This window comes from Rubrobacter tropicus (assembly GCF_011492945.1).
In the GTDB taxonomy this organism is placed as follows: Bacteria; Actinomycetota; Rubrobacteria; order Rubrobacterales; family Rubrobacteraceae; genus Rubrobacter_D; species Rubrobacter_D tropicus.
Genome location: NZ_CP045119.1, coordinates 2,326,434 through 2,353,073 on the forward strand (window position 1 = coordinate 2,326,434; position 26,640 = coordinate 2,353,073).

Below are 26,640 nucleotides of genomic sequence, written 5' to 3' on the forward strand. Positions count from 1 at the left end.
AAAGTCGAGAAAAACACCGAGGAGATTCTAGCACGCCGCCTGCGGCGGCTTTCAGCCCGCTACGCCCTAAGGGCTCCGCTATCAGCACGCATCGGCCTGCTCCGCAGTCCTCGCTCTCAGCTGTCAGCTTTCAGCCGCGTGGGGCGCGACCGGGCGGCGCCATACCCGACGGTTCCGTTGCCGAAGAGCGCAACGCTTACAGACGACTCGCTAACGTGCTGAAAGCCCGCGAAGCGGGCGTGCTGAAGATCTAGGCGCCTTTGGCGCCTAGATCTTCCTGAGGAACCTTGTTACGGAGAGGAAGCTGCCGCCCACTCCGATCGCGACGCCCACGAAGACTAGGATCACGAGTATGGAGGCCGTGTTTACGGCGTCGGAGACTATCGGGACGAAGGTCAGTTCCTGGCGGGTCCAGTCGACGAAGAGGTAGTTGAGCCAGACCACCGTCAGGGCGGCCAGGCCGGCTCCGAGGAGGCCCTGCATCAGGCCCTCCAGCACGAAAGGCGTTCGGACGAAGCCGTCCGAGGCGCCGACCAGCTTCATGACCTCTATCTCCTTGCGGCGGGCGAAGATCGAGAGCCGGATGGCGTTCGAGATCAAGAGCACGCTCGCGACAAGGAACAGGATCGTCGCCGCGTAGAGGCCCCAGATCATGTACGAGGTAACGGAGTTGAGCCGTTCGATGGTCTGCTGCGGATAGCTCAGGTTCTCCTCGTCGTACCCTTCGGCCTTGAGCTTGTCCGCCACGCTGTTGGCGAAGTCCGGGTCGGTGAGCTGTATCTGCAACGAGGCGGGCAACACGCCGGGGTCGAGGTTCTCGTAGAGCTCGGGCTGCTCCTCGAAGGTGTCCTTGAACGCCGCGAGCGCCTCGTCCTCGGAGACCCGGTTTACGCTTGCGACCTCTTCCCAGCCCTGCGCCTTCTCCTCCAGAGCCGCCATCTCCTCCTCGCCGCGTCCCGGCATGAAGACCTCGACGCTGACGTCCTCGCGCACGGAGCCTATCACCCCCTCGACGTGCGAGCTCACGAGCAGGCCGACGCCGAGGACCAGGATGCAGATGAACGTGGTGGTAACGGCGGTTATGCTCATCAGCAGGTTCAGGCGGATGTTCTTGAACGCCTCGCCCAGAAAGAAGCCCAGGTTAAACCTCATCAGCGTAAGCCCCCTTGACCTTGTCGCGGACGATGCGGCCCTCTTCGAGGGCCACTACCCGCTTGCGCATCACGTCCACCATCTCCCTGTCGTGCGTGGCGACGACGACGGTGGTGCCGGTGCGGTTGATCCTGTGCAAGAGCTGCATGATGCCGACGCTGGTGTTCGGGTCCAAATTGCCCGTAGGCTCGTCAGCCACCAGTATCGGCGGCTGGGAGACGAACGCGCGCGCTATCGAGACGCGCTGCTGTTCGCCGCCCGAGAGCATCTCGGGGAACTTGTCCATCTTGCCCGAGAGGCCCACGAGGTCCAGGATCTGGGGCACCTTGGTCCTTATGACCCGCCGCCTCTGCCCCGTTACCTCCATGGCGTAGGCGACGTTCTCGGCGGCAGTCTTGTTCGGCAGCAGCTTGAAGTCCTGGAAGACGCACCCGATGTCCCGCCTCAGACGCGGGATGCGGCGCCTGGGGACCGACGAGAGCCTCGTGCCGTTGACGAATATGGCACCAGCGGAGGGCTCCATCTCCTTGAGCATGAGGCGCACCATGGTGGACTTGCCGGAACCGCTGGCCCCGACCAGGAACACGAACTCCCCGGCGTCTATCTCCAGGTTGAGCCGCTCCAGGGCGACCGTGTCTTTGCCGTAGACCTTCGTGACGTTGCTGAATCGGATCATGGACCTCTCCGGATGTGGCTTACACCCCGCCGCGCGAGGCGGGGCCCGGCCCGAGGTTCCCCCTCCAGGAACTTTTTCGGCCACGGGAGACCTTAGCAACAAAAAGTGGCATTATCAACCGCCGCCCCCGATCTCGACCCCGGACACCCTCCCCGTCAGCACGACGGCCCCCTCCCTCGTCCTGGCGTCGGTAATGGTCGCCCCGTAGGGCAAACCCTTCACCGGATACCGGAACGCCGTGCCGGCCAGCAGCGAGTCTGCCAGGTACCCTGGCACCGTCATGCCCGCGGCCCGCACGGTGCCGGGACGAAATACGAGCGCGTTCCCCTCGACGCCGACGTCTCCCTCCACCGCCACCGGGAAGGTCGTCCCGAGCACCGAAGCCTCGGAGTCGATGGTGGCGCCTTCTTCCCGCAACCCCACGCCGTTGACGGGCACACCGGCGTTCTCCCGCGCCAGCCGCGAGACTTCTCGTTCCGAGATCGTGAGCCGGACCCGGCCGGAGAGCGGCTCCTCCACGACGGCCGTCCTGCCGCTGACGCTCTCCCCCACACTCACGCTGAACGGCTCGAGGTCCATCGCCACGCCCTCGGCCCGCACGCCCCCGAGGTCCGTCCCCCCGACGGAGATCCTGCCACCGGAGAACTCGCCGAGGAGCATCTCCCACTGGGGATCGCTCTCCAACTCCACACCGGGACGTTCGGCCAAACCGAGCCGGTCCTGCACGTCGCGGGCGACGAGACCCTCCAGTACCGCCGGCAGGACGAAGTACGGGACGACCACAAAGACGAGGGCGCCGAGCATGACTACGAACAGGAGGAATCTTCGCACTGAAGACTAGGCGGCCGTCCGGGACTTCAGGAAAGCGTAGACGAGGTCGTCGAGCTCGCCGTCGAGGACCCGGTCGACGTTCGCCGTCTCCTCGTTCGTGCGGTGGTCTTTCACGAGCTTATAGGGATGAAGGACGTAGGAGCGGATCTGGCTCCCCCACTCGTTCTCGGCCTTCTCGCCGCTCTGGGCCGCGATCTCCTGCTCCCGCTTCTCCCGCTCCAGCTCGAAGAGCCTCGCCCGGAGGACCCGCATGGCGACCTCGCGGTTCTGGTGCTGGCTCCGCTCGTTCTGGCACTGGGCCACGATCCCCGTCGGCAGGTGGGTTATGCGAACGGCGGAGTCGGTCTTGTTCACGTGCTGGCCGCCCGCGCCCGAGGCCCTGTAGGTGTCTACCTTGAGGTCCTTCTCCTCGACCTCGACCTCGACCGCCTCCCCCACGACGGGCGCGACCGCGACGGAGGCGAAGCTCGTGTGCCGGCGGCCTCCGGCGTCGAAGGGGCTGATCCTGACGAGCCTGTGAATCCCCCTCTCCGCCGAGAGAAGCCCGAAGGCGTACTCGCCCTTGACGGTAAAGGTGGCGCTCTTGATGCCGGCCTCCTCGCCCTCGGTGTACTCGATGACCTCGAGCGCGAAGCCGCGCCTCTCGGCCCACCTCCTGTACATCCTGGCGAGCATCTCCGCCCAGTCCTGCGAGTCGACGCCGCCCGCGCCAGGGTTGATGGTCAGTATGGCGTCGCCCTCGTCGTACTCGCCCGAGAAGAGCCGCGCAATCTCCTGCTCCTCCAGCGACCCCTCGACCCGGCGCAGCTCTTCTTCGACCTCCCGCAGCAGGCCCGCGTCTTCCCCGGATAGCTCCAACAGCTCGCCGGAGTCCGAGAGGCGTTCGCGCAAATCGTGGAGGAGGCGCATCCTGCCCTGCACCCGCGAGAAGCGGCCCGAGACCTCCCGCGCGGTCTCCGGGTCGTCCCAGAAGCCGGGCCGGCTCATCTCCTCCCCGAGCTCCTCCGCCTCGGCCTCGAGGCTCGCCACGTCGAAGAACGCCTCGAGCTCCGCGAGGCGCCCTTCGAGCTCGGCCGTCTTCTCCCTGAGCTCGGTCAATTAGCCCGTCCGGAGGTCGGGGGCGTCGGTCGAGCTTATCGGGACGTTGAGGGGCGGGGCGCCGGGTTGCCCGTGGCACTTCTTGAACTTCTTGCCGGATCCGCACGGGCAGGGATCGTTGCGCCCGACCTTGGCGTCGGCGCGGCGCGGGCTCTTGGGCCGCTCGTTCGGCTCCTCGGTCCCGCCGCTGTAGGAGTACTGCTGCATCTCTTCCTCGCGCAGCTTGACGTTCTCGATGCGGTATATGTACGTGACGTAGTCCTCTTTCAGGCCCCGCTCCATCTCCTGGAAGATGTCGAAGCCCTCGCGCTTGTACTCGACGAGCGGGTCGCGCTGGGAGAGGCCGCGCCACCCGATGCCCTCGCGCAGGTAATCCATCTCGTACAGGTGCTCCCGCCAGCGGGAGTCCACGACCGAGAGCAGCGTCCGGCGCTCGGCCTCCTCGAAAGAGGCGACGCCGTCGGTGCGGGCCAGGCCGCGCCTCTCGAGCTCCGCCATCCTCTCGTCCCACTCGGCTTTGCGGTCCTCCAGACGCGCGCGGGCGTCTTTGAGGACCAGCTCCCGGACCTGCTCGCCGGTGAGCGTCTCGACGTCGAGGGACTTCAGGTCCACCGTGGCGGGGTAGAAGCGGTTGATCTCGGCCTGCAGCGAGTCGAGGTCCCACTCCTCCGGATACACGTCGGCCGAGGCGTACTCGGAGACCACCTGCGTGAGCACGTCCTCGACGTACTCTATCGTGTCCACGTTCTCGCCCATCAGGATGTCGCGGCGGATACCGTAGATGACCTCGCGCTGCTTGTTGAGGACGTCGTCGTACTCGAGAATCCTCTTGCGCATCTGGAAGTTGCGGCTCTCGACCTGCTCCTGGGCCCGTCGGACGGAACTCGAGATCATGCCCGCCTCGATCGGCACGTCTTCTTCGAGACCGATCCTCTCGATGAGCCCCTGCATCCTCTGACCCCCGAAGAGCCGGAGCAGATCGTCCTCGAACGAGAGGTAGAACCGCGACTCGCCAGGGTCCCCCTGACGCCCGGAACGGCCGCGGAGCTGGTTGTCTATGCGGCGCGACTCGTGGCGCTCGGTGCCGAGCACGTAGAGCCCTCCGAGTTCCTCGACGCCCTCGCCGAGCTTGATGTCCGTCCCTCGGCCCGCCATGTTGGTGGCTATGGTGACCGCGCCCTTCTCGCCGGCCTCGAGTATCGTCTCGGCCTCCCGCTCGTGCTGCTTGGCGTTCAGGACGTTGTGCTTGATCCCGCGCCGCTTGAGCATCCCCGACAGGTGCTCCGAGACGTCGACGGAGACGGTGCCGACGAGGACCGGCTGGCCCTTCTTGTGGCGCTCGACGATGTCCTCGACGACGGCCTTGTGCTTGAAGGCCTTCGTCTTGTAGACGAGGTCGTCTTCGTCGAGCCGGATCATCTCCCTGTGGGTCGGGATGGAGACTACTTCCATCTTGTACGTGTGCATGAACTCGTCGGCCTCCGTGGCCGCGGTACCCGTCATGCCGGAGAGCTTGTCGTACATCCTGAAGAAGTTCTGGATGGTCACCGTGGCGACCGTCTGGTTCTCCTCCCGTATCTGGACCCCTTCTTTGGCCTCGATGGCCTGGTGGAGCCCCTCGGAGTAACGCCGACCCTCCAGCACGCGCCCGGTGAACTCGTCGACGATGTACACCTGCCCGTCCCTGACTATGTACTCCTTGTCTTTGTGAAAGAGCGTCTGCGCCCTGAGGGCCTGGTTGAGGTGGTTGACGAGGTTGGTGTTGACGTCGTCGTAGAGGTTCTCGACGCCCAGAGCCTTCTCGACCTTCTCGACGCCGCTCTCGGTCGGGGCCACCTGGCGCTTCTTCTCGTCCGTCTCGTAGTCCTCGCCGGCCTTGAGGCGCGGCATGATGGCGGCGAAGCGGTAGTAGATGTCCGCGGCGCTCTCGGGCATCCCGCTTATGATGAGCGGGGTGCGGGCCTCGTCTATGAGGATCGAGTCGACCTCGTCCACTATGGCGTAGCTCAAGGGCCGCTGGACGAGCTGCTCCGTCGAGGTGGCGATGTTGTCGCGCAGGTAGTCGAAGCCGAACTGGGCGTTGGTGCCGTAGGTGATGTCCGCGGAATACGCCTCTTTGCGCTGGTCGAAGTCCATGCTCTCCTGGACGAGGCCGACGGTGAGGCCGAGAAAGGAGTAGACCTCGCCCATCCAGCCGGCGTCGCGGCGGGCCAGGTAGTCGTTGACGGTGACGACGTGGACGCCCTTGCCCGAGAGGGCGTTCAGGTAGACGGGCATGGTGGCCGCGAGCGTCTTGCCCTCGCCGGTCTTCATCTCGGAGATCTTGCCCTCGTGCAGCGCTATGCCGCCCATGACCTGCACGTCGAAGGGCCGCATCCCCAAAGTACGCCTGGACGCCTCCCGAACGACGGCGAAGGCCTCGGGCAGGAGGTCGTCCAGGGCCTCGCCTTCGGCGATGCGTTTCCTGAACTCGTCGGTCTTGGCCCGCAGCTCGTCGTCGGAGAGCTTCTCGATCTCCGGTTCGAGGGCCGTCACGGCCCCGACGCGTTGCTGCAGGACCTTTACCTTGCGGCCCTCGCCCATCCTCAATATCTTTGTCAGCAGATTAGCCACTCGCGAACACCAGCCTAGATCAGAAACAGTATGCGGCGGCCCGCCGCCGGGCGGGCCTCTCCGCACGATAGTTTAAGGCATCGAGCCCTATTTTGCGGGCTCTATCAGCCCGTAGTTGCCGTCTCGCCGACGGTATACCACGTTGATGTCCCCGCTCTCGGCGCTCGTGAACACGAAGAAGTCGTGGTCGAGAAGGTCCATCTGGAGCACGGCCTCCTCGGCCCCCATCGGCTTCATCTGGAACTGCTTGGTGCGCACGATCCGGGCCCCGATCTCTTCCTCGTCCGGGATCTCGGGCTCCTCGGGCGGTGGCGGGGCGTTCTTCGCCTGGCCCTGCCAGCGGTCGATCTGGCGCCCCCTGTACCGACGAACCTGCCGCTCCAACTTGTCGGCCATCTTGTCTATCGAGGCGTACATGTCCTCCGAGGCTTCCCTGGCCTTGAGAACGGTCCCGTTTATGAACAGGGTGGTCTCGGCGACCTCCGCGTCAGTCACGGAAGGGTTGCGCTCGTGGATCAACTCGACCTCCGCCCGCGAGTGGCTCTTCTCGTCGTCGAAGAACTTGCTGACCCGCTCCACCTTCTCCAGCGCGTACTCCTCCAAAGCCGGCGTCACGAAGATGTTTCGTCCCTTGACCAGTACGTCCATTGGCCTCCTTTCGGTCGGCGCTATCAGCCGTCAGCTATCAGCAAAAGCGTGCAACTCGGTACTCCAGAGCGGACCCGACTAGCTGTTGAGATCGTCCCTCCGACCGGAACCGTCCTATCGCGCAGCCGAGGCGCGCAGCGAACGGCAAAAAGCTGAAAGCTGACGGCTGACCGCTGATAGCTAACACGTTCTGCACAGCGTTAGGGAGTGGACTTCTGCGGCCCCGGCTTCTATGAGCGTGTCGGCGCAGGCGCTCAGGGTGGCGCCGGTGGTGAGGACGTCGTCCACCAGGAGTAGCCTGCCCCGCAGGGGGGCCTTCGCCGCAAAGGCGCCGGCGACGTTCGCGCGCCTCTCGGCGGCCGAGAGCTCGACCTGATCCCGGGTGCTCCGCACGACTTGTAGTGTATCCGAAACGGGCGTGTTCATCCGGCCCGCGACGCCCCGGGCCAGCAAGGCAGCCTGGTTGAAGCCGCGCTTCCTCTTCCGCGCCCGGTGAAGCGGTACGGGAACTACCGCGTCGAACGGACCGGGCACGCCGAGCGCTTCGGCCATTAGCGGGGCGGCCAGCTTCTCTACTACGCGGGTGTAGCCGCGGTATTTGAGGGCATGGACGATCTCCTTCCCTACCCCCTCGTAACGCAGCGGCGCACGCGCGCTCTCGAAGCCGAAGTCCACGGTCTTGCACGCCTCGCAAACCCGCATCTCGAAGGCGGCGGGGATGCCGCATCGGCCGCAGGAGGGACGCCCGATCCGCGGCAGGGCCTCGAAGCAGACGCGGCACACGACGTCGCTCGCCCGTCGATCGCAAGAAAGGCACCACTGGGGATAGAAAAGGTCCGCCAGCGCTTCGACGTAGGCCTGCAAGCGTTACCGGAACACGCCGGCCACGGGAAGCGTCCAGCCGGAGACCAGGTCGCCGCCGTCGAGGACCTCCTCTTCCGAGAAGGTTCGGGCTACTTTCTCCGAGGTTCGGACCGTCACGGTCGTGGCGCACGGGTTCACTACCAGGACCATGCGGGTACCGGCGGCGAGCCAGTCGGCAACCTTCTCTTCCACTTCTGCGAAACGGTCGTTCGGGAAACTACCTCGACAGCGAGGTTCGGGGCCCCGGGCCAGTACCCCTCGATTTCGCCGGCAGCCTCCACGCGTTCGCGCCGCACGAAAGCTACGTCGGTAGCGCGCACGGTGTCCGGGTTGCCACCCATTTTGAAGCCGGTTTTGGCCGCGAAGACCACGCCAAGATCGTGTGCCCTGACGAACCGATCCAGCGGCGTGCTGACGTTCATAGTCATCCGTCCAGGCACGTTCCCCACCGGGGCCATCGTGCGCACCTCCCCGCGTACCAACTCGCGCCGAAGACCATCATCGGGCGGGCTGAGCAACTCCTCCGCGGTAACCGGCTTGCGCGTGACGGCCATAACACCTCACCCTGGATCGCGTACCGCAATTCTAGCCTCCCGGACTGCCCGGGGCAGAGTATCGGCAGCCCGAACCGAACCCTTGAATCGGAAGCCTGAAATGCTGACAGGCTGAAAGCGGAGGCGAAAGCCGGAGCGGGTTGCGAGCCGCGAAGCGGCCCGCTAAAACCTCAAGCTGCGGGGGGGCAGTACGACGCCCGGGTTCACGCGGATTCCCTGATCGAGCACGTTGCCCTCGCCGACCACGCACCCGGCGCCGAGGACGGAGAGGCCGCGTACGATGGCGCCCCGGCCGACCCTGGCGTCGCGGCCGATGATGGAGCCCCGGATCACGGCACCCGCGTCTACCCGCGCGCCGTCGAGCAGGATGCTCCCCTCGACCACGGCGCCCCGTCCGATGCGGCAGTTTCTTCCGAGGGCCGAGCGACCCCCGATGGTGGCGAGGTCGGAGATCTCGCACCCTTCGGCCACGGAGAGCGGCGGGAGAAGCTTGACGTTCTTGCCGCAGCTGGCGTCTTCTTTCACGTCCATGTACTCGAAGTTCGTCCGGTCCGTGCCGACGGCGCCCGAGAGCACGTCGTGGGAGGCGGCCAGGTAGCTGCGCGGAGTTCCTATATCCCGCCAGTACGAGCTGGAGACGTGGGCCATGAGGCGGCCCCGGGCCTGAAGCTCGGGGAAGATCTCACGCTCTATGGAGACCTCGCGGCCGGCGGGTATCATGCCGAGCACCTCCGGTTCCAGAACGTAGACGCCGGCGTTCACCAGGTTCGTCGTCACCTCGTCCGCCGCGGGCTTCTCTATGAAACGCTGGACCACCATGTCGTGGTCGACCTCGACCAGGCCGTAGGCCGTCGGGTCCTCGACGCTCGTCAGGGTGATGGTCGCCAGAGCGTCCGAGGCTTTGTGGATCCTGATGGCTTCTGCGAGGTCCATCCCCGTGAGCACGTCGCCGTTGACGACCACGAACGGGTCGCCGTCCAGGTACTCCTCCGCGTTCTTGATACCGCCGGCCGTGCCGAGCGCGTGCTCCTCCACGGCGTAATCGACGTCGAAGCCGCGCAGGTCGTGCCAGTTCGCGAGGTAGTCCTGGATCGGGTCGGGCAAATACCCCAAGGAGAGAACGGCCCCGTCCAGCCCGCCGCCCCGCAGGAAGTCGAGCATGTACCCCATAAAAGGCCGGTTGCGCAGCGGCACGAGCGCCTTCGGGGTGTCGAAGGTGATCGGCCTGAGGCGGGTCCCCTGCCCGCCCACCAGAACCACGGCTTTCATCGACTTCCCGCCCTGCTAGTCTCCGCCCGCAGTTGCGGCCTAGCCCAGGCCCGATCCGCCGGCAAGGGCGGAGATCGGGACGATGAGGAGGAAGAACAGCGCCGTCAGCAGCGCCAGCGCGTACACGGAGAACTTTACCGCGCCGCCCCCGGGCGGCTCGGCGGCGTCGAGCGTCGGCTTCTCGAAGAACATGTTGCGGATAATGCCGAAGTAGTAAGGAACCGAGATGACGCTGTTCACGACCAGCGCGCCAACCACGACGTAGACCAGCACCGATCCGGACTGGGCGCCGGAGAAGATGATCCAGGCCTTCCCCCAGAACCCGCTGAAGGGCGGGATTCCGACGAGCGAGGCCATAAAGACGCCCATGCTGGCCGCCAGCGCGGGCCTGGTGCGGAACAGCCCGTTGAAGCTCTTCGCTTCCTCTCCGACGAGATCTATTACGAGGAACGCGCCGATGTTCATGAACGCGTAGGCGGCGGAGTAGATCAAGACGGCCTCGACCGCCCGCCCCGTTCCCTGCCCCTGCAACGCCGCGAACGCGGCCAGGATGTACCCCGAATGCGCCACCGAGCTGTAAGCAAGCATCCGGCGCACGTTGCGCTGCCTGAGCGCCGCCAGGTTGCCGACGAACATCGTAAGTATCGCGAGGAACGCCATCACCGCCGTCCACGTCGGCGCGGCCTCGGGCATTCCTTCCAAAAGGATCCTGAGCAGTATCGCGAAGGTCGCCGCCTTGGGCGCGACCGAGAGGAACGCGGCGGCGCTCGTAGGTGCGCCCTGGTAGGCGTCCGGGGTCCAGAAGTGGAAGGGCGCGGCCGAGACCTTGAAGGCGAAGCCGGAGAGGAGGAGCACGAGGCCGAGGAGGGCGACGGGCGTAAGGCCGCCGGAGAAGGTCCGGGCCACGTCGTCGAGTTGGGCGGAGCCGGAGACGCCGTAGATAAGTACTATGCCGTAGAGCAGCACCGACGAGGCGACGACGCCGGTTATCAGGTACTTCATCCCGCCCTCGGCGCTCTCCCGGCGCCTCCGGTCGAAGGCGACCATCGCGTAAGAAGGTATCGTCGCGAGCTCTATCGCGAGGAAGACGCCGAAAAGGTCGCGCATGGAGACGAGCAGGATGGAGCCGAGGACTACGGCGAGGATGAGCGTCAGGTATTCCGGGGCGTCGCCCGTGTTGCCGGACCAGCGGGCGGCGGCGAGCACGGCGAAGAAGGCGCTGCCGGCCACGATCAGCTTGAAGTACAACGCGAAGTTGTCCACCACGAAACCGCCGCCGAAGTACTCTCCCTCGAACCCGGCCGCGAGCAGACCGGCCGCGCTGCCGAAGACGGCGAGCGTACCGAGGGCCGCGAGGCCGGCGACGAGCCCGATGCTGTTCTGGAAGAAGACCCCTACCATGAGGACCCCTATCAGGAACCCTATTGCCACCAGCTCCGGCAGGAGCGCGACGAAAGTCTGCCCGGTAACCACTAGCCACCCCCTATCGCGCTAAGAACGGCCTCGACACCCGGACGCTGCACGCTCACCAGGAGCGCCGGGAAGACCCCGAACAGGACGAGCAACACCGCGAGCGGCACCGCCGCAGCCATCTCCATCGGACCTGCGTCCTCGATAGCCTCGTAGGCGGGCCTCTCTATCGGCCCGAAGACGACGCGGGCCAGCATGTAGAGCAGGTACATCGCCGAGAGCACGATGCCGAGGGCGGCAAGTACTCCCTGCACCGGGAAGGCCTCGTACCCGCCCATTATGCTCATGAACTCCGAGACGAAGACGGCGAGCCCCGGCAACCCCATCGCCGCCATGGCCCCGAGCGCCAGCAGGCCGCCGGCCCACGGCATCCTGGCCGCAAGGCCGCCGAGCTCCCGAATCCGCCGCGTCCCGGTCCTCGCCGCGATCACGCCGACGAGCACGAACAGCAGCGCCGAGTACAACCCGTGCGTTACCTGCTGCAAGACCGCCCCGTTCAGGCCGACCGCGTTACCGGACGCCGCCCCGAGCAGGATGAAGCCAAGGGTCCCGATGGACGAGTACGCGACGAGCGCCTTCAGGTCGGGCTGCAAGAAGGCCACGAACGCGCCGTAGACGATGTTTATGACCCCGAACGCCGCCAGGTATGGCAGAAAGGGCTCGACACCCTCTGGCAGGAGCGGTATGGCAACCTTGATCAGGCCGTAAGTTCCGAGCTTGGGCAGGATGCCGGAGAGAACTACGTTCGTGGAGATCGGGCTCGAGACGTAGACGTCGAGCAGCCAGCCGTGCAGCGGGACCGCCGGGACCTTTATAAGCAGGCCGAAGAGAATCGGCGCGGCTATCGCGATCTGGGCCGTCCGTCCCAGGCCTCCGCCCGCCGTCAGCGAATCCATGGCGTAGGTGCCGGCGAGGATGCCGAAGGCGAGGAAGCCCGCGAGCATCACGGTGCTCCCGAGGAACGTGTAGACGAAGAACTTTATGGCAGCCTGGCGGCGGTTCTGGTCGCCCCAGATGCCGACGAGGAGGTACATGGGTATTAGCGTGATCTCGAAGAAGATGTAGAAGAGGATCAGGTCTTCGGACGCGAACACGCCTAACATCCCGACCTCGGCGATGAACAGGATCGCGAAGTACTGCTTGAGGTTCTCCCGCACGTCGTAAGACGCGACGACGGCGATGAGCGTCAGGAGCGCCGTCAGGAAGAACATCCCGAACCCGAGGCCGTCGAGCCCGACCCTGTAGCCCATGTTGAGCGACGGGATCCAGTCGAAGTCCTGGGTGAGCGACGGTACGCCAAGACCGCTCCCGTAGGCGAAGTAGATGTAGAGCGTTAGCAGCAGCGGTACGGCCGCCACCGCGAGCGCCGCGTAGCGCAAGGGTCGCTCTTGCTCGGGGAGCAGGAGCATCAGGATGGCGCCGATCAGCGGGATAAAGATGGTTATCGTGGTGATCACAGCTTCACCCCCACCGCGAAGGCGGCTATCGTTATCACCGCGATCAACGCAACCACCATGAACGCGTACTGCGCCCCGACGATCACACCTATAACGAGCACGGCGAGCAGGATGAACAGCGCGTAGTTCTGAACGCCGCCGGTCTGAAAACGCTGAAGCAGACCGCCGACGCCCATCGCCGCCCTCCCGATCCCACCGACGAGACCGCCGACGGCGACCCTCCGGTCGAAACCGTTGGTCGCCCGCCCGAGCCACCTGGCCGCACGGACGAAGGTCGCCCCATAGAGCGCGTCAAAGTACCAACCCTTATCGAGAAACGTGTGTACCGGCGCGAACCTGCGCGCCAGCGCCCCTGATCGCTCGGGTTTCTGGACGTAGAGCGCGTAGGCGAGGCCTATGCCCAGCAACGCCACGAGGACCGACACCCCGCCGAGGGCGAAGCTGAAGGAGTGCTCTTCGAGGTCGAGGGTCCGCGTCGCGAACTCGCTCGGCGTGACGAAGGCGGAGAAGTAGTCCCGGATCGGGAGCCCGAAGCCCTCCGGAATACCGACCCAGCCGCTCACTACGGAGAGGAAGGCCAGGATCAGCATCGGGCCCGTCATGATGCCGGGCGACTCGGTGGCGTTTCGCGCGGCCTCCGTCCGGGGTTCCCCGGTGAAGGCCACGAAGATCGCGCGGAAGATGTAGAACGCCGTAAGGAAGACGGTCAACAATGCCATGGCGAAGAGGACGTAGAGGTGCTCCTCATAAGCTGAAGCGACTATGGCGTCCTTGGACCAGAAGCCCGCGAACGGGAAGATCCCCGAGAGCGAGAGCCCTGCCAGGATCATCGCCCAGAACGTGATCGGCATCCTGCGCCTCAACCCGCCCATCTCGAACATGTTGTACGAGTCCATCGCGTAGATGATGCTGCCCGCGCACAGGAAGAGCAGCGCCTTGAAGAAGGCGTGGTTGTAGAGGTGGAAGACGCCCGCCGTGTACGAGCCGATCCCGAGCCCGAGCATCATGTACCCGAGCTGGGAGACGGTCGAGTAGGCGATGACCCGCTTGATGTCCTTCTTGACCAGCGCCATCGTCCCGGCCATCAAGGCCGTGAACCCACCGATGTACGCCACGACGAGCATCGCCGCCGGGCTCTGCACGAAGATGTCGAAGGTCCGGGCCACCAGGTAGACCCCGGCCGCGACCATCGTCGCCGCGTGGATGAGCGCGGAGACCGGCGTCGGGCCCTCCATGGCGTCGGGCAACCAGACGTGAAGCGGGAACTGGGCGCTCTTGCCGATGGCCCCCACAAAGACCATCACCACGGCCGCCGTGAACAGCGAGCCTCCGATAAAGCCCGCCTGGGCCGCCTGCGAGATGTCCTCGAAGCCGACCGACCCGGTCGTTGCCCAGAAGATGATTATGCCAACGAAAAGCGCAGCATCCCCGACCCTCGTCACAATGAAAGCCTTCTGCGCCGCGTCGCGGGCCGAGGGCTTCTCGTACCAGTGGCCGACCAAAAGGTACGAGCAGACGCCGACAAGCTCCCAGAAGATGTAGAGCTGGATAAAGTTGGGCGCCAAGACCAGGCCGAGCATCGAGGCCGTGAAAAGGTTGAGGACGGCGTAGAACCAGGCGAAGCGCTTGTCGCCCTCCATAAAGGCGCCTGAGTAGAGCTGGATCATGAGGCTGACCAGGCACACCACCACGAGCATCACGGCCGCCAGGCCGTCGATGTAGACACCCATCGAGAACGAGCCGCCCGCGCCCAGGTCTATCCAGGGCTTGGAGAACGCGATGGGGTCGCCGTCGGCGCCACCGGGGAGCCACCCGGCCACCCACGCGAGCGCGAAGGCCGAGAAGACGAGCGAGATCGTCACCCCGAGGATCGCGACGTACTGGGCGTTCTCCTTCAGGACGCGCCCGAAGAGCACGAGCACCAGAAAGACCAGCGCCGGAAGCGCGGGAATCGCGGTGATTATCAGTTGTTGGCCTACCGTCTCCACTAACCTGTCACCTTTCTAACCCCTCATCGAGGTGACTTCGTCCACGTTCACGGTCCTTCTGGACCGAAACACGGCCAGCACTATAGCAAGCCCCACCGCTATTTCCGCCGCGGCGATGGCTATGACGAGAACCGCGTAGCTGACCCCGAGACCTCCGGCGTTCGGCAGAAAATCCGCGAAGGCGACGAGCGTGAGGTTGACGCCGTTTATCATCAACTCGACGCACATGAAGATGACCACGGCGTTCCTGCGCACCAGCGCCCCCCACGCCCCGATGGCGAACATGATCGCCCCGACGATGAGGTAGGCCTCGAGCGCGGGGGAAGCCAGAAGCGCGTCGAGCACGGCCTGGACCTGCGGCGGCACCTGCGGCATTACTCCTCCACCCCCCGGTCAACACCCGTGCCGACCTTCCTGCGGCTCACCACGATGGCGGCGACGATGGCGACCAGCAGCAGCACCGAGACTACCTGGAAGAGCAGCGTGAAGATCTCCGACCCCGGCGCGACCCCGAGAAGCTGACGCCCGAGCTGGCCCACCTGCCGCGGCCCGTTCCCCGGCGCCACTGAACCCCAGTCCTCGATAAACAGCACGTAAGACAGGAACGCCCCGACACCGGCGGCCACGCACAAACCGGCCCAGAACTGGCGGTTGATGATCGTGCGGTAGCGCTTCACCTGCGGCCTCTGGGTGAACATGATGCCGAACAGGATCACCACGGTAACCGCGCCGACGTAGATCAAGACCTGAAACGCCGCGAGCGCCGGCGCGTTCAACATGACGAAGAACCCCGAAACCCCGAGGAAAGACCCCGACATGAACAGCGCCGAGTGGACCACGTTCCGGCTGACGACGACCCCGAAGGCGGAGACGAGCACCATCCCCGCCAAAAACCCGAACGCGATGGTCAAGCCGCCGCCTCTTTCTTCGGCGCCTTCTTCGCGACCTTGGGCTTCTTTTTGACCGCGGGCTTGGGGTCTATCGTCGGGTCCACGGGGCGCTCGCCGAACTGGCGGGCGAGTTCCAGGCGGTTGTAAGCCTGCGCCTCGAACTCCTCTGTGTGGTAGATGCAGTTGACCGGGCAGACCTCGACGCACAGGGAGCAGTACATGCAGCGGGAGTCGTCAATGACGAAGCCGACCGCGTAGGGTTTCGCCTTGCCTGAGCCGTCGGCGTCGCGTTTCTCCTGTTCGATGGAGATGCAGTGGTCCGGGCAGATGCGCATGCACTGGAGGCAGGCTATGCAGCGGTCCATGTCCACCGTGAGCATCCCGCGGCTCCGCTCCGGGAGGTCGCGCTTGTACTCGGGGTACTGGCGGGTGATCTTGTTCTGAAAGAGGTGGCGGATGGTTACCCCCATCCCCTTCAGGATTCCCTGTCCTACCTGCGGCATACCATCACTCCTAGTTGCCCGGGATCACGAGCATCGCGCCGGCCGTGACGAACAGCCAGACGAGGGTTATAGGGACGAGCACCTTCCAGCCGAGGTCCATGAGCTGGTCCATCCTGAGGCGCGGCAGGCTCCAACGGATCCACTGGAACGTGAACATTATGAGCGCCGTCTTGAGCCCGAACCACAACCAGTTGAAGGCCCCGAGGTCGAGGAACGGCAGCGGCGGCTGCCAGCCGCCGAGGAAGAGCGTCACGTTGATGGCGGACATCAGGCCCATCGAGGCGAACTCGGCGGCCTGGATCAGCGCCCACGTCATCCCCGAGTACTCGACCATGAAGCCGCCGACGATCTCGCTCTCGCCCTCCGGCAAGTCGAACGGCACGCGCTTCACCTCGGCGAGCCCTGCGATGTAGAAGGTGAGGAACATCGGCAACTGCGGCAGGAAGTACCACGTCCAGAACGTGCTCCCCTGGGAGTTCACGACGTCCACGAACGAGAGGCTCCCGGTGAGCATGATGACCCCGAGGAGGCTCAGGATCAGGGGCACCTCGTAAGAGATCATCTGCGCGGCACCCCTCAACGCCCCGAGCAACGAGAACGTCGAGCGGCTCCCGTACCCGGCCATAACGACGCCCAAAGCTCCTATCGAGGTGACCGCCACGAAGAAGAGTATCCCTACGTTCAGGTTCGCCACAACCGCGTCGGGCGCGAACGGTACGACCATCCACACGAGCGCTGCGGGCAGGAACATCGCGATCGGCGCCCCGAGAAAGACCCACAAATCGGACCGTCCCGGATGGACGTTTTCCTTCGTGAACAGCTTGAACACGTCCGCCGCCGGCTGCAAGAGCCCGCGCGGCCCAACCCTGTTCGGCCCGTACCTCAGATGAATGTAAGCGGACGCCTTCCGCTCTGCCATCGTCAGGATCGCAGCCAGGTTCAACACCAGGAAGAGCACCGCCCCGAAGGAGACGAAGAGCCGGATCGGCTCCGTTTCGAGCAGGTTCAGAACGGTCTGCATCTACTTGTCCCAGCCGCCGGAGACCGGGTCGACGAGGCCCATGATCGGCATGATGTCGGGCAAATAATGCCCCGGGATGACCTCCTGCAACAACTGCATGTTGCAGAAGCTCGGGTCCCTGTAATGGACCCTGTAAGGGGTGTCCGACCCGTCGGAGACGATGTGGACGGCGAACTCCCCGCGCGGGCTCTCCACCCGCCCGAACCCGTCGCCCTCCTTCGGCCGCAGCCTGCGCCCAAGATCCCCCATCACGGCGCCCTCTGGCATCTTCTCCAGGCACTGCTTTATGAGCCTGATGCTCTGCAGGCACTCCGCGATGCGCACCCGGTACGAGGCCTCGACGTCGCCCGCGGTGTCGGTGATGACGTCGAACTCGAGTTCGGGGTAGATGCTGTACGGGTAGTCGCGGCGGAGGTCGAAGTCGACGCCGGTGCAGCGGAGGGGCGGGCCCGTCAGGCCCATCTCGACGGCCTTCTCCGGGGTCATCTTGCCGACCCCGCGGGTGCGGGAGATAAAGATCTCGTTGCCCTGAATCAGGTCGACGAAGTCGTTCTTAAACCTCGACTCCAGGCCCTCGATGTAGTCCCAGATCTTCTGAGGGATGTCCGGCGGAAGGTCGGCCTTCACACCGCCTATCCTGATGTAGTGGAACATCATCCTGGCCCCGGTTACGGCCTCGAAGATGGTCTGTATCCGCTCCCGCTCCCTGAAGGCGTACAGTATCGGGGTGAAAGCCCCGAGCTCCAGCATCAAAAAACCGATGGAAGGGATGTGGCTCGCCAGGCGCATCAGCTCGCACATCAAAACCCGGATGTACTCGGCCCGGGGTGGGATCTCCACGTCCAGCAAGTCTTCCACCGCCAGGACGTAGCCGTGCTCGTTGTGCATGTTGGCGAAGTAGTCGAGGCGATCCGTCAGTGGAATGACAGCCGGGTACATGCGGTTCTCGGCGATCTTCTCCTGACAGCGGTGCAAATATCCCATCACGGGGTCGCACCTGACGACGGTCTCGCCGTCGAGCTCCAGGATGAGCCGCAGAAGGCCGTGCATGGCCGGGTGCTGCGGGCCCATGTTCATGTCTATGGTTTCGAGGCCGAACTCGTCGCGGACGTCGGGGGTCGCCAGACGGCCGGTTGGCGGCTCTGAGAGCGCGCTCTGCTGCTCGGCGCGGCGTTCTTCGCTAATCATCCTCTACCTCAGTCCCTCGAAGGTGCGCCTGGTCGAGATCTCGAAGCTCTTCAGGAGCGGGTGGTGGTCGAAGTGGTCCTGCCACATGTAAAGCCGCCTCAGGTCCGGATGCCCGGCGAACGCGACCCCGAACATGTCGTAGGCCTCCCGCTCGTGCCAGTTGGCCGTCGGGTAGATCGCCGTGGCCGTCCCTATGACCGGCTCGTCCCCCTCGACGGTGGTCTTCAGGTTCACCCGCGCCCCGCGAAAGTCTATCAGCGCGTAGGTGATCTCGAACGACCCGACCCTGTCCACCACCGTGATGAACGAAAGGTGAGGTATCCCGAGCACCTCCTTCGCGGTGGCGAGCACAGCCGGAACGTCCCCGGGCGCGGCGACGACCCTGACGGCATCCCCAACGATCTCGGACTCCAGCAACCCGTGCCGGCTCCCGAAGCCGTCCAGATAACGCTTGAGCCGGTCTTCCAGCGTCCCCTCCGGCATCGTGAAAGCCATCCTCAGGCCTTCCCGCCGCCGGTCTCGCCGTCGGCCGAGCCCGCCTTTTCCGCCTCGGCCTTCGCGGCGGCCTCCTTCTCGGCGGCCTTGCGGGCCCGCTCTTCTTCCTTCAGTTTCTTCTTGACCTCGTCCGGGACCCAGCCGACGTCCGTCTGGGAGGCGGGCGGCATCCCCTCGCGCTCGAAGACGTAGGTGCGCTTGAGCGGCCTTATGCCCTCCAGGCGCGGGGCCTTGCCCTCGCTGATGCCGGAGTACTCGCGCTCGGGGAGGTACTCGTTGATCGAACCGTCCTCGTTCACCAGCGCCGGACGGACCTTCTCGATACCGACCTGCTGGTCGCGCTCTATCTTCTTCTGGAGCGTCATGATGCCGAAGATAAGGGCTTCGGGTCTTGGCGGACAACCCGGGACGTAGACGTCGACCGGGATAACCCTGTCCGCCCCCATCAGGACGGAGTAGCCGTCCAGAAACGGGCCGCCGGAGATGGCGCAGGCGCCCATCGCTATCACCCACTTGGGCTCGGGCATCTGCTCGTAGAGGCGGGTCATGCGCTCGGCCATCTTGGTCGAGACGGTGCCCGAGACGATCATGACGTCGGCCTGGCGCGGGGAGGCCGTGAAGAACCCCGCCCCGAAGCGGTCGAGGTCGTTGTGGGCCATACCCGTGCTCATCATCTCGATGGCGCAACAGGCGAGGCCGAACTGGAGCGGCCACAGCGAGTTCTTGCGCGCCCAGTTGAAGAGTTTGTCCGTGCTCGTCGTGACGATGTTCGGCTCTTTGAACTGCTGCATTACACCCATTTAAGGGCCCCCTTCTTCCAGGCGTAGGCGAGGCCGACGGTCAGGATGGAGACGAAGATCACCATCTCCACGAAACCGTAGAGCCCGAGGTCCTGGTAGACCACGGCCCACGGATACAAAAACGCCGCCTCCACATCGAAGATGAGGAAGAGCAGCGCGAAGACGTAGTAGCGAACCGGGAAAGGGCGCCAGGGGTCCGTGACGGTGGACTCCCCCGTCTCGTAAGTCTGGGCCTTCGTCCAGGACTTGCGGCTTGGGGAGATCAGGCGCGCCAGGACCAGGACCGTGGCTATAAAACCGGAGATCAAGAGCATAAAGATCCCCACGTACAGGTAGAGCATCCCGTAAGAAGTTCCCTCCTGCAACAGACCTAGACTCAAACCGACCCTTTCTACCCGAGAACTGCCCGCAATATACTCGTGTCGGAAAAAACTTTCAAGGAGGCACTAACGGTAGCAAGCGGATGTTAAAGACCCGGGGCCGCCGCCCGCGCGAACCGGACGAGGATCGCCGTCGCCCTTCTCCGGCGGCGCCCTCTTCTATTGACAGGGTTTCCGCATTGGTTAGACTGCCTGTCGGGGAAGCTGGAGTCAAAAAGGGGAGCCGCCTTGGCCTACGTCATAACCGAAGCGTGTATCGGCACGAAGAACACGGCTTGCGTGGGGGCATGCCCGGTCGACTGCATCTACGATGCCGATGACCACTTCGTGATCAACCCGGCCGAGTGCATCGACTGCTCCATGTGCATGCCGGAATGCCCGGTCGAGGCGATCTACCCCGGCGACGAGGTCCCCGAAGACATGCAGCGTTACGTCACGAGGGCGGCCGAGTTCGACTACTCGACGACCGCGCCGGGCGTCGAGGTCAACTAGCCGATCATGGCCGAGATAAAGCAGCGCAGCCTCGAAGAAGTAAAAGCATTGAGCGTCGAGGAGGCCGTGGAGATCATGCGCCAGGCCGGCATCGTCGGCGCGGGCGGCGGCGGTTTTCCGACCTACTTCAAGTACAAATCCCCGCTGCCGCACCTGATCGTGAACGCCACGGAGAGCGAGCCGGGCTACTGGGGCGACAAGCTCCTACACAAGCAGTACCTCGAGGAGTTCCTCTCGCTCTTCGAGGCGATGAAGGCGATCTTCGGGTTCGAGCAGATCTCGATGGGCGTCCACGAGAAGGACCGGGAATGGTTCGCCGACTACGCCGAGCACGCGGACGACGGCGTCTTCGATATCCGCTACGTGCCGAACACCTACGCCCTGGGCGAGGAGAAGACCCTCGTCAAGCACGCCACCGAAGCGAGGGTGCCCCGGTTCGTGGACACCCCGGACGGCATGAGGCGCCCGGGGATGCCGCCAGACGTCGGCAAGGTCATCAACAACACGGAGACCCTTCTCAACGTCTACAACGCGCTCTTCCTCGGCAGACCCCTGACCACCAAGTTCTTCACGCTCTACGGCGAGGAGATCGAGACGAAGGTTTACGAGACGCCGATAGGCGCGTCGGTGGGCGAGGTGCTCGGGATTGCGGGTCTCGACGTCGAGAACTCGGGCCACCTCTCGGTCCTGGACGGCGGGCCTTACCTGCACGACGTGAGCATCGAGGAGGTGGGAAACGGCGACGCCTACGTGCGCCGGATGACCAACGCGCTCTTCGTTATCCGTCGTGGCAGGAAGGGCAAGGAGTACGCCGGGATAGCGACGGAGGTTCCCGAGGAGGGAACCGTCTCCCTGGTCGGCAAGATCTCGGGCGTCAACCTGCCCCTCGGCGGCGGCCTGTTGAAGCCGGCGACGCCGCTCGTCTCGGAGGGCGAGGAGGTCGAGTACGGGCAGAAGATAGGAGAACCCGTCGACGAGGGCTTCTCCATCGGCGTCTGGGCGAGCGTTGGCGGTGAGATCTCCTCCATAGAGAACGACGTAGTCGCCATCTCCGGCGGCGCGATCCCGCAGGAGGAGGCCGAAGCCGAGGCCGAGCCAACCATGGCCGGCGGCGACTCGCCGAGGGGCGAGGCCGAGCCCTTCTCGGAGGCCGATTCGAGCAGGTAGGAGTAAGGCATCAGGTTTCAGGCTTCAGGGGTGCGGTACACAGCTTAGAGCCCGACATCGCCACCATGATTGGCTTCGGAGAAGGCAGCTTGTGCGCGGCGGCCTCGCCCTACGACCCTTCAAAACCTGATGCCTGTAGCCTGAAACCTGATGCCTCACTCTTGGCGGCTCTTGCCGTTGCGGCCGATTATCTGGACGAACTGCACGATCATCTGCCTGTAGGCTTCTAGGGTCTCGGTGACTACGTACTCGTTCGGGCCGTGATGTCCGCCTCCGACCGGCCCGAACTCGACCCCAGCCACGCCGGCGCGCTGGAAGTAAACGATATCGCTGGCCCCGTGGCGGCCGACGCCGACGGGGTTTCCCCGGAAATGGCGGGCGGCGACCTCGCGGAGGGTCTTGACGTAAGGATTCCTGCGGGAGACGTAGGTCGGTTCGCGGCCGAAGAGGATCTCGACCTCGGCCGGCATGTCTACTGACCGGATCTGACGCGCTATCTCCTTCGGGTCCTGGCCCGGCAGGTAGCGGATGTCCAGGTCGTAGGTGCAGCGGTCGGGGACGCGGTTGAGCACGTCGCCGCCGATGATCCTGGCGAGGTTCACGCTCGGGTACGGGAAGAGGTCCGACCTCTCGGTGGCGAACGGCAGTTCCAAAACCCGCCGGTAGTGCTCGTAGGCCAGGAGCGCCGCGTTCTTGCCGAGCCAGGGCTGGGAGCCGTGGGCGCTCTTGCCCTTGAGCGTGATCCGAAGGTCGAGCACGCCCTTCGCCTGCGTGCCGATGTGGAAGTCCGTGGGCTCGCCCGTGATCAGAAAGTCCCCGACGTGTCCGTGGCCGATCAGGACCTCCGCCCCGTTCGGCCCCCCGTGCTCCTGCTCCTCGTCAGGAACTATTAGGAGCTCGACGGTGGCCTCGCATCCGAGCGACCTCAAATCCTCGACGGCGTACATCATCGCGGCGAGGGCGCCCTTCATGTCGTAGACGCCGCGGCCGTAGAGCTCCTCCTGCTCCTCCCTGGCCTCGAACTGCCCCTCTTCCCCCGGGACGACGTCGACGTGGCCGTGCAGCAGGATCTTCGGCTCCCCCGACCCGACGCGCACGACGAGCGACGTCAGCTCACCCTGGGCACCCGCCCCGCCGTAGCGCATCGTCTCCAGCCCCCGCGCCCCGAACCACCCGTTTATGAAGTCCATGGCGGACTGGGCGACCCCAGGCGTATACGACCTGTAGCGAACGAGCTGCCGCGTCAGCGCGAGCACCTCCGTCTTGTTCTCGACTAGCGCCAGATCCCGCCTCCAAAGTGCCCAGGCCGTTGACAGCGAGAGTCTACACGCTCCGGCTCCTCCCTGCGGTCGTCGCGCACGCTCGCTTCGCGAGCTTGTCAGCCCGCTCCGCGGGCTTCGCTCTCAGCTTGTCAGCTTCTTGCCACGCAATGCCTGACCGGGCAGCGCTTTACGAAGCGGTTCGAGTACCTGGAAGCGTAACTTGTACAGACGACTAGCTGACGGGCTGAAAGTCCCCGAAGGGGACGTGCTGACGAGGCGCGGAGCGCCGGGCTGACAAGCGGAGCCCGTTAGGGCGTGGCGTGCTGCGAGGAGCGAAGCGACGAGCCGGCTTCGAAGGCCACGGTCGCGCCGAGGTGCGTGAGCTTCTCTTCGAAGAGTTCGTAGCCACGCAGGATGTGGTTCGCCCCGTCTACTACGGTGGTGCCGTCGGCGGTGAGGCCCGCCATCACGAGGGCGGCGCCTCCGCGGAGGTCGGGCGCCTGGACGATGGTGCCGGAGAGGCGCCGCGGGCCACGAACCAGCGCCCGGTGGCCGCCGAAGAGGTCTATACCGGCGTCCATCCGGTTGAGCTCTTCGGCGACCTGGAGGCGGTTCTCGTAGACGTTTTCGGTGAGGATTGAGGTCCCTGAGACCTGGGTCAGGAGCACGAGCATCTGGGCCTGGAGGTCCGTGGCGAAGCCGGGGAACGGCAGCGTGGAGAGGTCGACGCCGGAGAGCATCGTCGTATCGCCGACCCGCGCCCGGATGCCGGGTGTGCCGGGAGAGGCCTCTATCTCCACCCCCATCGCGCGGAGCTTGTCGAGCTCCATCTTGAGGTGCTCGGGCATCGCGTTCCTGACGAGCACGTCGCCGCCGGTCGCCGCGGCGGCCATCAGGAAGGTGCCCGCCTCGATCCGGTCGGGCATGACGGTCCATTCGGTCGGGGCCAGCTCGTCGACGCCCTCGACGACGACGCGGCCCGTGCCGGCGCCCATCACGTTCGCGCCCATCGAGTTGAGCATGTCCGCTATGGCCACGATCTCGGGCTCCCTGGCGGCGTTCTCGATGATCGTGATGCCGTCGGCGAGCACGGAGGCCATCATGACGTTCTCCGTCGCCCCCACGCTCGGGTACTCGAAGATGATCTCGGTTCCCCTCAGGCCCCCGTGCGCGGTCGCCTTGATGAAGCCGTGATCCAGCTCCACCTCGGCCCCGAGCTTCCTCAGCCCGTCCACGTGGAAGTTGAACTTCCTGAAGCCCAGGTTGCAGCCGCCCGGCGCCGAGACCTCGGCCTCCCCGAACCTCGCCACGAGCGGCCCGAGCACGACCAGGCTCGCCCGCATCTGGCGCACGAGCTCGTAGGGGGCCGTGTAAGAGTCGAGGCTGGTCGCGTCTATCTCCAGCGTGTGCCCGGAGAACGAGGTCTTGACCCCGAGCTCGTCGAGCAGCGAGATCATGGTCCAGATGTCCTTGATGCGCGGCACGCCGTGGAGCACCGTCTTGCCCGGCGCAAGAAGCGCCGCCGCAACGAACTTCAGGGCCGCGTTCTTGGCCCCCGAGACCTCGACCTCGCCCTCGAGCCGCGCCCCGCCCTCGACGTAAAACCTCTCGGACACTGGTCCCCCCTTGGTGTCTCCCAAACTCGCGGCCCGCAAGGGGCCCTCATCTCGTCACACTATGCCCGCGGAATGTCACAAAACGGCTACAACCGCGTTAAGTCTCTTTAGATGGGCGTTCTAGCCCTGGCCGTACCTGCCGGACACGCGCAGGAGGTTCTCCCCCATCTTGCGTTTGCGGTCGATCTCGGCGCGGACCCTGTCGGCGTCCTCCTCGTCTTCCGGCACTTCGGAGTACTCGCGTTCGGCCTCCTCGACCTGGTTGCCGGCCGCGTCGGTGTCGATCTCCTCCGCCGCCACCGCCTCCTCGACCAGAACCTGGACCAGGTTCTCTGAGACCTTGAAGAAGCCGTCGGAGGTGGCGAAGACGTGCAGCTCCTCGCCCTCCCTGATGCGGACGTCCCCGATCTCGGCCGTCGAGACGAGCGGGGCGTGGTCGACCATCACCCCGACGTCGCCGTCCGCTATGCGAGCGACTACCAGGTCGGCCTCGCCGTCGTAGACCATCTTCTCGGGCGTGATGATCCGGCAAAAAAGCTGCCGGCCCCCGTCCCCCTGCTGGCGCTCTTCCGACACCTAGCTCTCCTCGCCGGACTCGTCGGCCTCCCCCTGGCCATTCTCGGACTCCTCCTCGCCTTCCTCCGAGTCCTCGTCGGAGAGCGTCTTCGCCTTCTCGACGGCCTCGTCGATGCCGCCCACGAGGTAGAAGGCCTGTTCGGGCAACTCGTCGTGGCGGCCCTCGACGACCTCCTTGAACGAGCGCACCGTCTCGTCCAGCTCAACGAACTTGCCCTCCTGGCCCGTGAACTGCTCGGCCACGAAGAACGGCTGGGAGAGGAAGCGCTGCAGGCGCCTCGCCCGGCCCACGATCACCTTGTCCTCCTCGGAGAGCTCGTCGATGCCGAGGATGGCGATGATGTCCTGGAGCTCCTTGTAGCGCTGCAGGATGTTCTGCACCTGCTGGGCCACCTGGTAGTGCTCGTCACCCACGATGGAGGGGTCGAGGATCGTCGAGGAGCTGGTCAGCGGGTCGACCGCAGGATAGATGCCCTGGGCGGCGAGGGACCTCGAGAGCTCCACCGTCGAGTCGAGGTGGGCGAACACCGTGAAGGGGGCCGGGTCGGTGAAGTCGTCGGCGGGGACGTAGACGGCCTGGAAAGAGGTGATCGAGCCCTGCTTGGTCGAGGTGATCCTCTCCTGCAAGGCGCCCATCTCGGTACCCAGGGTGGGCTGGTAGCCGACCTCGGAGGGCATCCTGCCCATCAGCGCCGAGACCTCGTTGCCAGACTGGACGAAGCGGAAGATGTTGTCCACGAAAAAGAGCACGTCCTGGCCGAGCTCCTCGCGGAAGTACTCGGCGAGGGTCACGCCGGTCAGGGCGACCCTGAAGCGGGCGCCGGGCGGCTCGTTCATCTGGCCGAAGACGAGGCCCACGTTCGGGAGGATGCCGGCCTCCTGGAACTCGCCGTAGAGGTCGTTCCCCTCGCGCGTGCGCTCGCCGACGCCCGCGAAGACCGAGGTGCCCTCGTACTGAAGCGCGATGTTGTTGATCAGCTCCTGGATGACGACCGTCTTGCCGACGCCGGCGCCGCCGAACAGGCCGGCCTTGCCGCCGCGGCGGACCGGGCAGAGAAGGTCTATGACCTTGATGCCGGTGACGAACTGCTCCGTCTGGGTCGCGAGGTCCTCGAAGCGGGGCGAAGGGCGGTGGATCGGCCACTGCGCGTCCGGCTCCTCGATTGGGCCCTGCTCGTCCACCGGCTCGCCGAGGACGTCGATCACGCGCCCGAGAACGTTCTTGCCGACGGGTATGGCTATGGGCTGGCCGGTGTCGGTAACGTCGAGGCCCCGCTTGAGGCCGTCGGTCGAGGACATGGCGACCGTGCGGACCATGTCGTCGCCGAGGAGCTGCTGGACCTCGAGGGTGAGCTTGGTCTCCTCGCCGTTCACGTCCAGGGGTACGGTGAGGGCGTTGTAGATCTCGGGTATCGTCTCGGCCGGGAACCGGACGTCGACGACCGGCCCCTTTACCTCGACGACCGTCCCGACGCCGGCCCCGGCTTCACCGCCGCCGTTCCGCTCCTGCCTCTCGGCGGGCCGGCCGTCGGGGGCTCCGTTGCCGGTCTCGCCGGCCTCGACGGCGCCCTCACGGTTTCCGAAGGTTGTGCGGTTGAACTCCTGGCCGCTCTCGCTCATCTTTGCTGCG

The 26,640-nt window shown here is 65.4% G+C and carries 26 protein-coding genes and 1 pseudogene; 2 read left to right on the plus strand and 25 right to left on the minus strand.

Annotation, left to right across the window (positions count from 1 at the left end; translation table 11 throughout):
- Window positions 1-267 precede the first annotated feature (267 nt).
- The 21 genes and pseudogenes from GBA63_RS11585 to GBA63_RS11685 form a co-directional block, all read right to left on the minus strand.
- A complete protein-coding gene (locus tag GBA63_RS11585) occupies window positions 268-1,152 on the minus strand; it encodes a cell division protein FtsX (RefSeq protein ID WP_166176226.1) in 885 nt (294 codons plus the stop codon).
- Window positions 1,142-1,828 carry a cell division ATP-binding protein FtsE gene (gene ftsE, locus GBA63_RS11590; protein WP_166176227.1) on the minus strand — a complete coding sequence of 229 codons (687 nt, stop codon included), beginning with the start codon at window positions 1,826-1,828 and terminating at the stop codon, window positions 1,142-1,144. Before ftsE ends, GBA63_RS11585 begins: the two co-directional genes overlap by 11 nt.
- Window positions 1,829-1,942: 114 nt before the next feature.
- Window positions 1,943-2,659 (minus strand): LmeA family phospholipid-binding protein, encoded by a 717-nt coding sequence (locus tag GBA63_RS11595; protein ID WP_166176229.1) that lies wholly within the window; start codon window positions 2,657-2,659, stop codon window positions 1,943-1,945.
- 6 nt (window positions 2,660-2,665) lie between these two features.
- The gene (gene prfB / locus GBA63_RS11600) at window positions 2,666-3,757 is read right to left on the minus strand and encodes a peptide chain release factor 2 (RefSeq protein ID WP_166176231.1); all 1,092 of its coding nucleotides are present in this window, start codon (window positions 3,755-3,757) and stop codon (window positions 2,666-2,668) included.
- Complete coding sequence (secA, locus tag GBA63_RS11605) at window positions 3,758-6,370, minus strand: preprotein translocase subunit SecA (RefSeq protein ID WP_166176233.1); 2,613 nt, start codon at window positions 6,368-6,370, stop codon at window positions 3,758-3,760. It abuts the gene before it with no gap.
- Between the two features lie 87 nt (window positions 6,371-6,457).
- A complete protein-coding gene (gene hpf / locus GBA63_RS23630; protein WP_166176235.1) occupies window positions 6,458-7,018 on the minus strand; it encodes a ribosome hibernation-promoting factor, HPF/YfiA family in 561 nt (186 codons plus the stop codon).
- A gap of 180 nt (window positions 7,019-7,198) precedes the next feature.
- Window positions 7,199-7,882 (minus strand): ComF family protein, encoded by a 684-nt coding sequence (locus GBA63_RS11615; RefSeq protein WP_228282103.1) that lies wholly within the window; start codon window positions 7,880-7,882, stop codon window positions 7,199-7,201.
- A 3-nt stretch (window positions 7,883-7,885) separates the two neighbouring features.
- The gene (locus GBA63_RS11620; RefSeq protein ID WP_166172263.1) at window positions 7,886-8,074 is read right to left on the minus strand and encodes a PDDEXK family nuclease; all 189 of its coding nucleotides are present in this window, start codon (window positions 8,072-8,074) and stop codon (window positions 7,886-7,888) included.
- Window positions 8,020-8,436, minus strand: a complete 417-nt coding sequence (locus GBA63_RS24380) for a Uma2 family endonuclease (protein ID WP_166176239.1) — start codon at window positions 8,434-8,436, stop codon at window positions 8,020-8,022. Before GBA63_RS24380 ends, GBA63_RS11620 begins: the two co-directional genes overlap by 55 nt.
- A 162-nt stretch (window positions 8,437-8,598) precedes the next feature.
- Window positions 8,599-9,705, minus strand: a complete 1,107-nt coding sequence (locus GBA63_RS11630; protein WP_166176241.1) for a sugar phosphate nucleotidyltransferase — start codon at window positions 9,703-9,705, stop codon at window positions 8,599-8,601.
- A gap of 39 nt (window positions 9,706-9,744) precedes the next feature.
- Window positions 9,745-11,178 (minus strand): NADH-quinone oxidoreductase subunit N, encoded by a 1,434-nt coding sequence (locus tag GBA63_RS11635; protein ID WP_166176243.1) that lies wholly within the window; start codon window positions 11,176-11,178, stop codon window positions 9,745-9,747.
- Complete coding sequence (locus GBA63_RS11640) at window positions 11,178-12,632, minus strand: complex I subunit 4 family protein (RefSeq protein WP_166176245.1); 1,455 nt, start codon at window positions 12,630-12,632, stop codon at window positions 11,178-11,180. Before GBA63_RS11640 ends, GBA63_RS11635 begins: the two co-directional genes overlap by 1 nt.
- Entirely contained in the window at window positions 12,629-14,620 is a 1,992-nt protein-coding gene (gene nuoL, locus GBA63_RS11645) for an NADH-quinone oxidoreductase subunit L (protein WP_166176247.1), read from the minus strand. Before nuoL ends, GBA63_RS11640 begins: the two co-directional genes overlap by 4 nt.
- Window positions 14,621-14,635: 15 nt before the next feature.
- Complete coding sequence (gene nuoK, locus GBA63_RS11650; RefSeq protein ID WP_166176249.1) at window positions 14,636-14,995, minus strand: NADH-quinone oxidoreductase subunit NuoK; 360 nt, start codon at window positions 14,993-14,995, stop codon at window positions 14,636-14,638.
- Window positions 14,995-15,531: an NADH-quinone oxidoreductase subunit J family protein gene (locus GBA63_RS11655; RefSeq protein WP_166176251.1), complete on the minus strand. Its 537-nt coding sequence runs from the start codon at window positions 15,529-15,531 to the stop codon at window positions 14,995-14,997. Before GBA63_RS11655 ends, nuoK begins: the two co-directional genes overlap by 1 nt.
- The gene (locus GBA63_RS11660; protein ID WP_166176253.1) at window positions 15,528-16,013 is read right to left on the minus strand and encodes a NuoI/complex I 23 kDa subunit family protein; all 486 of its coding nucleotides are present in this window, start codon (window positions 16,011-16,013) and stop codon (window positions 15,528-15,530) included. Before GBA63_RS11660 ends, GBA63_RS11655 begins: the two co-directional genes overlap by 4 nt.
- 10 nt (window positions 16,014-16,023) lie before the next feature.
- The gene (gene nuoH / locus GBA63_RS11665; RefSeq protein ID WP_166176255.1) at window positions 16,024-17,034 is read right to left on the minus strand and encodes an NADH-quinone oxidoreductase subunit NuoH; all 1,011 of its coding nucleotides are present in this window, start codon (window positions 17,032-17,034) and stop codon (window positions 16,024-16,026) included.
- Window positions 17,035-18,222 (minus strand): NADH-quinone oxidoreductase subunit D, encoded by a 1,188-nt coding sequence (locus GBA63_RS11670; protein ID WP_166176257.1) that lies wholly within the window; start codon window positions 18,220-18,222, stop codon window positions 17,035-17,037. It abuts the gene before it with no gap.
- A 3-nt stretch (window positions 18,223-18,225) separates the two neighbouring features.
- Window positions 18,226-18,717: an NADH-quinone oxidoreductase subunit C gene (locus tag GBA63_RS11675; protein WP_166176259.1), complete on the minus strand. Its 492-nt coding sequence runs from the start codon at window positions 18,715-18,717 to the stop codon at window positions 18,226-18,228.
- A 326-nt stretch (window positions 18,718-19,043) separates the two neighbouring features.
- Window positions 19,044-19,508, minus strand: a pseudogene (locus GBA63_RS24385) (NADH-quinone oxidoreductase subunit B); the annotation flags it as partial.
- Window positions 19,508-19,897 (minus strand): NADH-quinone oxidoreductase subunit A, encoded by a 390-nt coding sequence (locus tag GBA63_RS11685; RefSeq protein WP_323127012.1) that lies wholly within the window; start codon window positions 19,895-19,897, stop codon window positions 19,508-19,510. The gene GBA63_RS11685 and the pseudogene GBA63_RS24385, both read right to left, overlap by 1 nt.
- Before the next feature lie 228 nt (window positions 19,898-20,125).
- On the opposite strand from GBA63_RS11685, the gene GBA63_RS11690 reads away from it, so the two are divergent.
- Together GBA63_RS11690 and GBA63_RS11695 are read left to right on the plus strand one after the other, a co-directional pair.
- Window positions 20,126-20,389 carry an indolepyruvate ferredoxin oxidoreductase subunit alpha gene (locus tag GBA63_RS11690; protein ID WP_166176261.1) on the plus strand — a complete coding sequence of 88 codons (264 nt, stop codon included), beginning with the start codon at window positions 20,126-20,128 and terminating at the stop codon, window positions 20,387-20,389.
- 6 nt (window positions 20,390-20,395) lie between these two features.
- On the plus strand, window positions 20,396-21,556 hold the full coding sequence (locus GBA63_RS11695; protein ID WP_166176263.1) for a proton-conducting membrane transporter: 1,161 nt from the start codon (window positions 20,396-20,398) through the stop codon (window positions 21,554-21,556).
- A 155-nt stretch (window positions 21,557-21,711) separates the two neighbouring features.
- Here GBA63_RS11695 and GBA63_RS11700 read toward each other — a convergent pair whose 3' ends face one another.
- The 4 genes from GBA63_RS11700 to atpD form a co-directional block, all read right to left on the minus strand.
- On the minus strand, window positions 21,712-22,812 hold the full coding sequence (locus tag GBA63_RS11700) for a M20 family metallopeptidase (protein WP_166176265.1): 1,101 nt from the start codon (window positions 22,810-22,812) through the stop codon (window positions 21,712-21,714).
- Window positions 22,813-23,126: 314 nt separating this feature from the next.
- Window positions 23,127-24,434, minus strand: coding sequence for a UDP-N-acetylglucosamine 1-carboxyvinyltransferase (gene murA / locus GBA63_RS11705; RefSeq protein ID WP_166176267.1), 1,308 nt, complete (start codon window positions 24,432-24,434; stop codon window positions 23,127-23,129).
- Between the two features lie 120 nt (window positions 24,435-24,554).
- Window positions 24,555-25,010, minus strand: a complete 456-nt coding sequence (atpC, locus tag GBA63_RS11710; RefSeq protein ID WP_166176269.1) for an ATP synthase F1 subunit epsilon — start codon at window positions 25,008-25,010, stop codon at window positions 24,555-24,557.
- Window positions 25,011-26,630, minus strand: a complete 1,620-nt coding sequence (atpD, locus tag GBA63_RS11715) for a F0F1 ATP synthase subunit beta (RefSeq protein WP_166176271.1) — start codon at window positions 26,628-26,630, stop codon at window positions 25,011-25,013. It lies immediately after the preceding gene.
- Window positions 26,631-26,640 lie beyond the last annotated feature (10 nt).

Excerpts from the sequence above, each read along its gene's own strand:
- ftsE (WP_166176227.1), bottom strand. The coding sequence starts at position 1,828 with ATGATCCGATTCAGCAACGTCACGAAGGTCTACGGCAAAGACACGGTC.
- GBA63_RS11670 (WP_166176257.1), bottom strand. The coding sequence starts at position 18,222 with ATGATTAGCGAAGAACGCCGCGCCGAGCAGCAGAGCGCGCTCTCAGAG.
- GBA63_RS11660 (WP_166176253.1), bottom strand. The coding sequence starts at position 16,013 with ATGCCGCAGGTAGGACAGGGAATCCTGAAGGGGATGGGGGTAACCATC.
- nuoK (WP_166176249.1), bottom strand. The coding sequence starts at position 14,995 with ATGCCGCAGGTGCCGCCGCAGGTCCAGGCCGTGCTCGACGCGCTTCTG.
- GBA63_RS11675 (WP_166176259.1), bottom strand. The coding sequence starts at position 18,717 with ATGGCTTTCACGATGCCGGAGGGGACGCTGGAAGACCGGCTCAAGCGT.
- atpD (WP_166176271.1), bottom strand. The coding sequence starts at position 26,630 with ATGAGCGAGAGCGGCCAGGAGTTCAACCGCACAACCTTCGGAAACCGT.
- hpf (WP_166176235.1), bottom strand. The coding sequence starts at position 7,018 with ATGGACGTACTGGTCAAGGGACGAAACATCTTCGTGACGCCGGCTTTG.
- GBA63_RS11585 (WP_166176226.1), bottom strand. The coding sequence starts at position 1,152 with ATGAGGTTTAACCTGGGCTTCTTTCTGGGCGAGGCGTTCAAGAACATC.
- GBA63_RS11695 (WP_166176263.1), top strand. The coding sequence starts at position 20,396 with ATGGCCGAGATAAAGCAGCGCAGCCTCGAAGAAGTAAAAGCATTGAGC.
- nuoH (WP_166176255.1), bottom strand. The coding sequence starts at position 17,034 with ATGCAGACCGTTCTGAACCTGCTCGAAACGGAGCCGATCCGGCTCTTC.
- GBA63_RS24380 (WP_166176239.1), bottom strand. The coding sequence starts at position 8,436 with ATGGCCGTCACGCGCAAGCCGGTTACCGCGGAGGAGTTGCTCAGCCCG.
- GBA63_RS11630 (WP_166176241.1), bottom strand. The coding sequence starts at position 9,705 with ATGAAAGCCGTGGTTCTGGTGGGCGGGCAGGGGACCCGCCTCAGGCCG.